Annotated in this window: 11 protein-coding genes; 5 read left to right on the top strand and 6 right to left on the bottom strand. The window is 70.7% G+C overall.

Annotation, left to right across the window (positions count from 1 at the left end):
* Positions 1-90: 90 nt before the first annotated feature.
* The 3 genes from PSD17_RS15510 to PSD17_RS15520 all read right to left on the bottom strand — a co-directional run bounded on the left by PSD17_RS15510 (position 91) and on the right by PSD17_RS15520 (position 3298).
* Positions 91-375 (bottom strand): FmdB family zinc ribbon protein, encoded by a 285-nt coding sequence (locus PSD17_RS15510; protein ID WP_013676934.1) that lies wholly within the window; start codon positions 373-375, stop codon positions 91-93.
* An 88-nt stretch (positions 376-463) separates the two neighbouring features.
* Entirely contained in the window at positions 464-1123 is a 660-nt protein-coding gene (locus PSD17_RS15515) for a GPR1/FUN34/YaaH family transporter (RefSeq protein WP_339123147.1), read from the bottom strand.
* Between the two features lie 150 nt (positions 1124-1273).
* Positions 1274-3298 carry a thioredoxin domain-containing protein gene (locus PSD17_RS15520; protein WP_339123149.1) on the bottom strand — a complete coding sequence of 675 codons (2025 nt, stop codon included), beginning with the start codon at positions 3296-3298 and terminating at the stop codon, positions 1274-1276.
* A gap of 381 nt (positions 3299-3679) precedes the next feature.
* Here PSD17_RS15520 and PSD17_RS15525 point away from each other — a divergent pair, with 381 nt between their 5' ends.
* Positions 3680-4744, top strand: a complete 1065-nt coding sequence (locus PSD17_RS15525) for a substrate-binding domain-containing protein (RefSeq protein ID WP_339123150.1) — start codon at positions 3680-3682, stop codon at positions 4742-4744.
* 36 nt (positions 4745-4780) lie between these two features.
* Here PSD17_RS15525 and PSD17_RS15530 read toward each other — a convergent pair whose 3' ends face one another.
* Positions 4781-5260 (bottom strand): MarR family winged helix-turn-helix transcriptional regulator, encoded by a 480-nt coding sequence (locus tag PSD17_RS15530; RefSeq protein ID WP_013676931.1) that lies wholly within the window; start codon positions 5258-5260, stop codon positions 4781-4783.
* A gap of 294 nt (positions 5261-5554) precedes the next feature.
* On the opposite strand from PSD17_RS15530, the gene PSD17_RS15535 reads away from it, so the two are divergent.
* The 4 genes from PSD17_RS15535 to PSD17_RS15550 all read left to right on the top strand — a co-directional run bounded on the left by PSD17_RS15535 (position 5555) and on the right by PSD17_RS15550 (position 8401).
* Positions 5555-6547 carry a nitrilase-related carbon-nitrogen hydrolase gene (locus PSD17_RS15535; protein ID WP_339123152.1) on the top strand — a complete coding sequence of 331 codons (993 nt, stop codon included), beginning with the start codon at positions 5555-5557 and terminating at the stop codon, positions 6545-6547.
* Between the two features lie 138 nt (positions 6548-6685).
* On the top strand, positions 6686-6979 hold the full coding sequence (locus PSD17_RS15540) for a DUF3040 domain-containing protein (RefSeq protein WP_013676929.1): 294 nt from the start codon (positions 6686-6688) through the stop codon (positions 6977-6979).
* Positions 6980-7143: 164 nt separating this feature from the next.
* Positions 7144-7512 (top strand): hypothetical protein, encoded by a 369-nt coding sequence (locus tag PSD17_RS15545; protein ID WP_339123153.1) that lies wholly within the window; start codon positions 7144-7146, stop codon positions 7510-7512.
* 154 nt (positions 7513-7666) lie between these two features.
* Positions 7667-8401, top strand: a complete 735-nt coding sequence (locus PSD17_RS15550; RefSeq protein WP_013676927.1) for a VIT1/CCC1 transporter family protein — start codon at positions 7667-7669, stop codon at positions 8399-8401.
* 126 nt (positions 8402-8527) lie between these two features.
* Here the strand turns inward: PSD17_RS15550 and PSD17_RS15555 are convergent, their stop codons facing one another.
* Together PSD17_RS15555 and PSD17_RS15560 are read right to left on the bottom strand one after the other, a co-directional pair.
* A complete protein-coding gene (locus tag PSD17_RS15555; RefSeq protein WP_339123155.1) occupies positions 8528-8890 on the bottom strand; it encodes a VOC family protein in 363 nt (120 codons plus the stop codon).
* Positions 8891-8948: 58 nt separating this feature from the next.
* Positions 8949-9212 (bottom strand): dsRBD fold-containing protein, encoded by a 264-nt coding sequence (locus tag PSD17_RS15560; RefSeq protein WP_339123156.1) that lies wholly within the window; start codon positions 9210-9212, stop codon positions 8949-8951.
* Positions 9213-9494 lie beyond the last annotated feature (282 nt).

Consider the following 9494-nt stretch of genomic DNA (forward strand, 5'->3'; position numbering starts at 1 on the left):
GGCCGGGTACGGCCTGGTCGCGCATGGATCGTGCCTGGTCGACGGTGAACACCACATCGGGCATTGCAACCTCCGGTTTCGGTGTGGGTGTCAGGGGCGCGGCAACCGCGCGTGCCGCGGATCGGTGCTGGTCGGAAAGGCCACGCGGCTACGGCCTGGCACCGAGTTCACGACCGCCGGCGCGTCGCTGCTGCGGCCCGACGCATCGAGGGCCCGGCGGAGGGTCGGGTCGAGCTTTCGCAGGCCCGGCGAGCCGAACACACGGCGGCTGTCGCCTGCGCACGTCGGGCAGGGTGCCGGGTCGCCCGCCTCTGCCATCGGGCGGCTCAGGTCGTACTCGCCGCAGTCGGCGCAACGGAACGTGTAGGTCGGCAAGGCCACCTCCTTCGTGTTGGATGTCGGATGAAACTGTGTCTGATGACGTGAAGGACCAGCTCGGCGCGGCAGTGACGCCCGTCGCGGGTCAGGCCCGGGGTGGGCGTCCGAGCGAGAGCGGTCGCGCCCCGAGCGCACCTGTCAACGCCGCGAAGAAGACGTAGAGCCCGGCCAGGGCAGCGAGCATGCAGCTGATGCCCGCCAGGACGCGCAGTGCACCGATGTCGCCGAACGTGCCCGTGACGAACGCGAGGAAGACGAAGACGAAGACCAGGTCGGAGAAGAGCAGCACGAGGAAGACCGCCATCGGCAGTCGAAGGCAGGCGAGCACGAGGACGGTCGTCGCGACGATCCAGCAGAGGGCGAAGACGCTGAAGGTGTCGGTCAGCGCAGCCCCGGCGGTCGCGGAGTCCGTGCCGGGCGGGTTCGTGCCGTACCAGTTGTGCACGTAGCCGACGTAGACCAGGCAGAAGCTGAAGAAGAACCCGCCGAAGAGGCCGAAGATCGCGGCCACCGGTCCGGCGCCGCATGCGATGGCCCAGCGAGCCGCGACGAACAGTCCGATCCCGAGGCCGATGAAGATCGGGACGACCGCGCCCGCGGAACCGGTCGGTGCGTACCCCAGAAGGAACAGTCCCAGGGCGAGGACGCCGAGGACGGCACACGGCACACCCAGCAGCACGGGGTTCGTCGTGTCGGGTGCAGCGGCAGCTTCGTCGGCGGCCGCGGCCTGAACGTCGCTGGTCATATGGTTCACCTGTTCTCGGGTGCTGGCCGACGCCGCCGCAGCGGGTCGGCGGGGGACGGGGGTCTCTCTGTCACCACGCAAAGCAACCTACGTGAATATCTTCGTTATGCAATACCTTCGTTGTGAACTAATGTGTCGACGACCGTCTCGTCACCGGGTCCCATCCGCGAGCTGGCGTTCGAGGTGGTCCACCGTGCTCACGGGTGGGTGACAGACAGCGCCTCGGCACACGTACGCCGTCGCGCGGCCCGTGGGCGTGCCCTTGTCGGCGAGTAGCGGAACGCCGGATTCGTGCGGCCCACCGGCGACGACGACGCTGCCGGTGGGCGCGAGAGAACGTGCGCAGGCCAGCAGCTTGTCGCGCTGCGGATCGTCCTCGGAGCCCACGACGGCGACCTGGACCGGTCCGGCGAGGAGGCGTTCGGCCGTGCCCAGCCAATGGCCGGCGAACCGCGGGTGCGCAGCGACGACCTCCCCGACGGCCTCGACCGCGGCCTCGGCGGCCGCTCGGTATCGCGCGGCACGGTCGACGCTGCTCAGTGCCGAGGCCGTCACCAGGGCTCCGGCGAGGGCGGAACTCCCGCTCGGTGTCGCGTTGTCGACGACGTCGCGGGGCCGGTGCAGCAGCGGCTCGCCGTCGTCGGGGGTGTCGAAATACACCCCGATTCGGCCGGGTGCCGTGAAATGTGTCAGTGCGAGGTCGAGCACGCGTGCCGCCGCGTCGAGACGAGCGGGGTCTCCGGTGACCTGGTGGAGGGTGAGCAGTGCCTCCGCGAGCCAGGCGTGGTCCTCCAGGACGGCCGCCGCGCGCCCGACACCTCCCGAACCGGACGAGCGTCGAAGCCGGCCCCGGACCATGTGCTCGTCGAGGAGCAGCTCGGTCGCCGCGGTCGCAGCGGCGATCCAGTCCGCCCTGCCCAGCCATGCGCCCGCCTCCGCGAGGGCCTGGGCGGTCATCCCGTTCCACGCGGTGACGACCGTGTCGTCGCGTGCTGGTTGTGGTCGGGTCCGGCGGACGTCGTGGAGCGTCGCCCTGACCCGTCGCCACCGGTCGGCGTCGTCGGGGTCGGCGGGCAGCTGCAGGGTGGAGCGGCCCCGCCCGACGGTTCCCGCGCTGGTGACCGAGAGCAGGTTCGCCGCCCAGACACCGTCGCGCAGGCCGAGTGCCGCCATCAGCTCGCCCGGTGACCAGACGTAGGTGAGGCCCTCGATGCCGTCGGCGTCCGCGTCCAGGGCGGCGGCGAATCCGCCGTTCGCCGTCCTCATCTCGCGCAGGAGGAACTCGCCGGTCTCCACGGTGACACGGGTCGCCAGGGGCGACCCGGTCACGCGGGCGAGGCGGGCGAAGACCCGCAGCAGTAGCGCGTTGTCGTAGAGCATCTTCTCGAAATGCGGGACGACCCATGCCCGATCGACGCTGTACCGGGCGAACCCACCGCCGAGCTGGTCGTACAACCCGCCGCGGGCCATCCTCTCGCACGTCGTCCCGACGATCTGCAACGAACGCGCGGAGCCGGTCCGTTCGTGGTGGTGGAGCAGGAACTCCAGGCAGAGCGCGGGCGGGAACTTGGGGGCGCCACCGAACCCGCCGTCCACGGTGTCGTGGTCGCGATAGAGGGTCTCCGCGGCGGCGTCGAGAACCGCGGGCCCGACGACGGTGTCGACCCGATCGGCGAGCGCGGCCTCCTCGAGTCGCGTCGCGATCTCACGGGCGGCCTCCCGCACGCGGTGAGGGTCCTGGACCCAGGACCGGGTGACGGCGTCCAGCACCTGGCGAAAGCCGGGGAGCCCCGGCCGGGCGGTGGGTGGGTAGTAGGTGCCGCAGTGGAACGGTTCGCGCTCAGGGGTGAGGAAGCAGGTCATCGGCCAGCCCCCGCGCCCGGTCATCGACTGGGTGGCGGACATGTAGATCGCGTCGACGTCGGGCCGTTCCTCCCGATCCACCTTGACGGCGACGAACCGTTCGTTGATCTGGGCCGCTGTAGCCGGGTCGGAGAACGACTCGTGCGCCATGACGTGGCACCAGTGGCAGGCGCCGTAGCCGATCGAGAGGAGGACGGGGACGTCACGACGCCGGGCCTCCTCGAATGCTTCATCGCACCATTCCCACCAGTCCACCGGGTTGTCCGCGTGCTGGCGCAGGTACGGGCTGGTCGCTCCCGCGAGCCGGTTCATGTGCACCCCCGGGAGCTCAGGTCGTGAATCGGACACGGCGGCGTGGCACCGGTTGCCGGGATCCACCGCCGGCCCGGCCGGACCGCTCCACCGACGCATGCGTCCGGGACTCGTCGTCCGGGGCCCCGCGCCCGGGGGCGCCGGCGGCTGCGGGAAGTCGATTCCGTGCAACACTGTCATCAGAAGATATTTATGTATGTAGAGTCACGTCAAGGGCCCCGGGACCGAGACGCGAGGCTCTCGAACCGGGGCAATCCACTCGATCGGCGCAAGTTGGGTGTTGACGCATACAAGTAACTTGCATCAACGCGCTCGCAACAAAGGACGTAGAGACTCGTGACCCCCGAACGGGTGCGCCAGGAGTGGGCCGGAGGAGATCGGATGACCTCAGACGTCCTGGAGATCGCCTTCGTCGTACCCGAGAGTGGTCCGTCCGGCATCTACGGCCCCTCGTGCACCGCGAGCGGCCGGATGGCGGCGGCGGAGATCAATGCGGCCGGTGGAATCCTGGGCCGCGAGGTGCGACTGAGGACCGTCGACGGGGGACGGGCACCGATCGTGGTCGCCGACGAGGTCACCTCGCTCGTCGAGGACGGTGCGGTCGACGCCGTCTGTGGTTGGCACACGTCGGCGGTGCGCCAGCAGTTGGCGCCGCGGTTGCAGGGCCGGGTCCCGTACGTCTACACCGCGGTCTACGAAGGTGGTGAGCAGACGCCGGGTGTCTTCCTGACCGGCGAGACGCCGACCGACCAGCTGCTACCGGCGGTCCGCTGGATGGCCGACGAGATGGGCATCAAGACCTGGGTGATCGTCGGCAACGACTACGTGTGGCCGCGGGCCTCCGCCCGGGCGGTCCGGACGTACGCGCGCGATCTCGGGATCGAGATACGCGGACAGGCCTTCGTCGCGCTCGGCACCCACGACTTCGGCGGAGTGCTGCGCCGTGTCGAACGCACGCGGGCACAGGGCGTGCTGATGTTCCTGCTGGGATCGGATGCGGTGCGGTTCAACCGGGCCTTCACCGAGATGCGGATGCACGACCACTGCGTTCGGTTCAGCCCGCTCATGGACGAGAACATGCTCATGGCGACGGGGGCGGCCAACACCCACGAGCTCTACTCCGCCGCAGGTTACTTCGAGACGCTCGCCACGGCGTACGGCCTCGACTTCGAGCGTCGTTACGTCGAGCGTTTCGGCCCCCAGGCGCCCGCGCTGACCTCTCCCGGAGAGTCCTGCTACGAGGGGCTCGCGCTGTTCGCGCAGCTCGCGGCGGTGGCCAGGACGACCGAAGTGCCGCGGATCAGCACGGTGGCCGACTCGGTGTCCTACGAGGGGCCGCGCGGCGCGGTCCGCGTCCGGAACCAGCATCTGGTCCAGCGGGTATACATGGCCAGGGCCGACGGCCTCCAGTTCGACGTCCTTGCCGAGATCCATGCAGGCGCATAACTCGTTCCCCGGGTACCGCCGACGCGGCCTCGGCGCTCAGGACTGCGGGGTGGTGACCGGTGCGTCGGCGCGGCCGAGCCGGGTGAGAATGTCGAGCAGCATCTCCTGGTCCCCGTCGTCGAGCGGGGTCATCGCCTCGGCTTCGGCGACCTCGACCTTGACGGCGAGGTCGGTGTGGACCCGCCCGCCCTTCTCCGAGAGGAACGCCAGCACCCGGCGACGATCCCGCTCGTCGACGATCCGGTAGACCAGCGCCATGTCGACCAGCTTGTCGACGATCTTGGTCAGGGTCGGGCCGGGCACCACGATCGTGGCCGCGAGCTCGGACTGGGCGTGTCCCTGGCCGTCCGCGAGAACGTCGAGCACGCGCCACTGGTCGACGGTGAGGCCGTGTCCGACCAGCGCCTTCTCGACCAGCTTGCCGACGTGTCGCTCGACCAGCCCGAGCAGGCGGGTGAGCGGGACGTGATTCGCTCGGTGCCGGCGCCGCCGCTCGATCGACCGAACGTCTGCCATCGTGATCCCCTCGACTTCCTCGCGCCGTCCGTACTGAGCTTCCACCCCGCCGGTGCGGCCGGTGCGACGATCGGCACGGCGAGCTCGTGGCCTTCCCGTCGCCTTCGTGAACACTGTCAGACTGAAGATACGGTCTTCAAGTGTCGCGCGCAGAGCCGTCGTGACGCACCGCTCGTCCTGTCAGCAGTGGCCGCCCGGGGCTCGGGCGCGCACATGAGCGGCCCGCGTACCTCCGGTCGACCAGGTCGCACGGTCGAAATCCTGTTCGGGCTCAGATAGTTTACAACGAAGGTATTGCCAACTGACAGTATTGACGTAGTTTGTCGTCAGCGGATCGCCTGGCCAGAAGGGAACGGTCGGATGCACAAGCAATCTCGGCATCGTCGTGACACGACCCTCGCCGCGATGGTGATCAACCAGGCGGTTCCGCGGGTCAGGAGTCGTCTCGATGCGCGAGTGGCGATCCTGCACACGGCAGAGTTCCTCCGGGAGGTCGGCGGCTCCTACGACGTCGACCTCGTGGTTCTCCCGGAGCACGGGATGCACGGCGCCCCTCGCCGTGCCGGTCGGCACGAGCCGTTCACCACGAGCGACGAGGTGCTCGATGCGCTCGGGCCCGTCTGTCGGGAGTCCGGCCTGTGGGTGGCGGTCCCTGTCAGCGCCGGCGGGACCCGTGACGATCCGGATCGGCAGATGGCGCTGATCGACGACAACGGCGAGGTGGTGGCCCGACACGGCGCGGATCCGTGCAGCCGGCGGCGCGCGGCGGGGACGCGCACCGTGGTCGGACCCGGTGGGCTGCGGACGGCGCTCGCCTACGGCGACAGCGTCCGCCCCTTCCTGTCGGATGACGAGCTCTGGGGTGCCGAGCTCGTCGTCCAGTACTGGGCGAGCCCCGCGATGTCGCCTCGACGGGTCGTGCAGGCGGCTCGGAGCCTCGCCTGGACCAACACGTGCTTCGTCGTCTCCGCGAACGCGGCCGGCACCGACGGCAGCCATCACTGGACGGGCCACTCGTCACTGGTGAGCTATGACGGCGCGGTACTCGGCCTGTGCGGTGATCTCGAGTACGAGCTCCAGTACGCCGAGCTTCCGATCGCGGCTCTGCGCGCCGAGCGTCTACGGCAGGCGTGCTCGTCCCGCTCGGCGGCGGACACGTTCGCGGCTCGGTCGCGACGATCACCGTCGCTCCACCCAGCACCCACCAAGAACGCGGATCGCGCACCGATCGCGTCCACCAGCTACGGGGCGAGGGTCTCGTGCGTCCGTCCTGAACGGATTCGCTGAGGCGCCCGACCCCTCGCCCCGTACCCGTAACCGATTCCGCCGAGTCCGACCTCCGTACGACGACTCGTCGACGACACCTGTATCGAGGACGTCACCGTGGCAGATGAATTCTCGTATCGCCGACCTCGGCGGCTGAGGGTGTGGGAACGTCAGGCCTTCTCCGAGATAGCGCGCGAGTTGGCCGAGTCGGACCCCTCCTTCCGGAGCCCGTCGCCGCTGGCGCCGGTGCATCGGGGCCGTCGCCCGGCCGGCGGCGCCCACGGGCCCGATGCCGGCCTCGCGTGGTCGTTGGCCCCCCTCGTCATCGGCCTGGTCGTGTTGGTCGTGGGGGCGTTCGCCACCTCCGTGTTCGTACTCATGGTCGGAGTGGCCGTGTGTCTCGCCGGGCTGGGCCTGGCGGTGGTGCGCGCACAGCCCGGCGACCGGAGCTGAGCCGAACTCGCGACGGCACCTACGACGATGCCCGGAGCCCTCCCCGTCGGCTGCGCCGCCCCGACGAACGGATCGAGGATGCCGATGAGCCGGACCGACCTCACCTGGAACCGACGATGAGTTCTCCTGCGAGCCACCACGACATCGATCGGCTGGCAGCCGCCGTGCGCGACCAGCGGACTCCGGCCGGTTTCGCAGCGCTCTGGCGGGCGATCTTCGCGCTCGAGAGCTGGTACCTGCTGCCGACGGGCGGTCGGGACGATCCCCGGCCGATGCTGGGCCTGGTCGAGGAACGGTCCTATCTGCTCGTGTTCACGAGCGAACGCCACCTGAGGTCGTTCGCGAACGACCGGAGCGCGGTGCGCGCGAACGACGGCGTGGCGGCGATGACGATCTCGCCGGCGTCCTTGGCCGACCTGGTTCCGGGCCTCGTCGAGCAAGGCATCACAGGTGTCCTGTTCGACCAGGGCCACAACGATGTCGCCGCGCCCCTCGCCGCGCTCGGGATGCTGTACGACGTGACTCACCCGTGAAGCGCAGGGCCTTGAGAAGATCGCAGGGACTCGGACGGCCCGTCCCGCGACGGACCCGCTCGGCCGCCGTGACCGACGACATCCATCGGGCCGACGGGGGCAGGCTCGCCTGGCCTTGCTGGCGGGGGGTCGTCGGATCGAGTTCCCTGGTGGCGTGAGTGGATTCTCCGAAGCGGCCCGCAGGGAGGGCCACCCGGACGAGCCGCACGGCAGGGGCCTGGGCGGCACGCTGAACTGGCTGCGTGCGGGTGTGCTGGGCGCCAACGACGGCATCGTCTCGGTCGCGGGTCTCGTCGTCGGTGTCGCCGGTGCCACCACGGCCCGAGGCCCGCTGTTCACCGCCGGACTCGCAGGTCTCGTGGCAGGGGCGGTCTCGATGGCGCTCGGCGAGTACGTCTCGGTCAGCAGCCAGCGCGACACCGAGCTGGCACTTCTGTCGAAGGAGAAGAGGGAGCTCCGCGACGACCCGGGGGCGGAGCTGGCCGAGCTGGCCGCGCTCTACCGCGCGAAGGGCCTGACCGCCGGGACCGCCGAGACGGTCGCCCGCGAGCTGACCGCCCACGACGCGCTCGCCGCGCATGTGGAGGCCGAACTCAGGCTCGACCCGGACGAGCTCACCAGCCCCTGGCAGGCCGCCGGTGCGTCCGCGCTGTCCTTCGTCCTCGGCGCGTTGCTGCCGCTGCTGGCGATCCTGCTGCCCCCGCCGTCCTGGCGGGTCCCCGTGACCGTGGTGGTGGTGCTGGTCGCGCTCGCGCTCGCCGGGGCGGTCAGTGCTCGCATCGGTGGGGCGAACTCGCGCCGCGCCGTCCTGCGGGTCGTCCTCGGCGGCGCCGCGGGCCTGGCCGTGACCTACCTCGTCGGACGCCTCTTCGGCGCTGCAGTGGGCTGATGCGCGCGGCCTGCTCCGCTCGGTCGGCCCGAGTGCCGCCTCGCGAACGGCGAGCCCCGCCACCGGCACGACGGGCCGCCTCGTGCTCCCGTGCCGGCGCGGACGGCACGCACCGAGCCGGCCTCGTCACACCGTCGCGGTCCCTCGCTCCGTGAACAACCCGATCATCGTGCCGTCGGGGTCGGTGAACATCGCCATGCTGCCGATGTCGCCGACCGCCGACGGGGCCAGGACACGGTGGCCGCCGAGCTCCTCGGCGCGGTCGAGCGCCTCGTCGAGATCCTCCACGGCGACGTAGAAGGTGACGTACGGGCGCACCTGGCCAGGCACCTGAACGACCCCGCCGTTGATCCCGGCTGCGCCGGTGTCGACGACGCCGTACCCGGCCGGATCCGGGGTGATCCTCCAGCCGAACAGGTCGGCGTAGAAGCGCCGGGAGCGTTCGCCATCGGTGGCGCCGATCTCGAAGTGGATGACGGGTGCCCCCACGGGTTCCTCCTCGGTCGGTGGGATGCGGGTCTCCGGGAGCTGTCGGGACCCGGTCCGCTCAGGCGTCCGTGCGCGCGGAAGCGGCGCCTTCGAGGACGTCGGCGGCCGCGGCGAGCAGGTGATGAGCGAGGTCGTCGAGTGCGCGGGCGACGGCCAGCTCGTCGCCGATCTCCGGGACGTCGCGGTCGGCCGGGTTCAGGCGGGCGAGGCCCTCGCCCGTCAACGACCGTGCGTCCCGCGTGTGCAGGTGGGCCACCGCGCGGGTCCGGCCCTCGTGCTCGTCGATGTCGAGCGTCACGTTCCAGCGCTTCGCCTCGTGCATGATCGGCTCCCTCCGTTCGTGGGCCCACGATGGTCGCGCCGGGCGCGGCGCGACAGGGGTGTTCGGCCCTGGGCGGCCGGGCCCTTCGGCGAGACGTGACGACACGATCGGTACGGGAACAGCGGGTCCGTGCCGGTCTCCGGGCATCGGGAGCGCCACCTCGTCACGGTGTTGCGTCGCCCCTGCGGAGTGGCAAGGACGTTCGGCCCTGATCGGTCACCGCCGTCGTTCCATAACCTCGGCACAGCGACGCATGCTGCGGGCGGCCGCGGGGGGGGGGGG

The organism is Pseudonocardia sp. D17 (genome assembly GCF_036984265.1).
Classification (GTDB): Bacteria; Actinomycetota; Actinomycetes; order Mycobacteriales; family Pseudonocardiaceae; genus Pseudonocardia; species Pseudonocardia benzenivorans.

Bases quoted from the DNA above. Each gene is read 5' to 3' on its own strand.
- PSD17_RS15515 (WP_339123147.1), bottom strand. From the start codon at position 1,123: ATGACCAGCGACGTTCAGGCCGCGGCCGCCGACGAAGCTGCCGCTGCA.
- PSD17_RS15520 (WP_339123149.1), bottom strand. From the start codon at position 3,298: ATGAACCGGCTCGCGGGAGCGACCAGCCCGTACCTGCGCCAGCACGCG.
- PSD17_RS15560 (WP_339123156.1), bottom strand. From the start codon at position 9,212: ATGCACGAGGCGAAGCGCTGGAACGTGACGCTCGACATCGACGAGCAC.
- PSD17_RS15530 (WP_013676931.1), bottom strand. From the start codon at position 5,260: ATGGCAGACGTTCGGTCGATCGAGCGGCGGCGCCGGCACCGAGCGAAT.
- PSD17_RS15525 (WP_339123150.1), top strand. From the start codon at position 3,680: ATGACCTCAGACGTCCTGGAGATCGCCTTCGTCGTACCCGAGAGTGGT.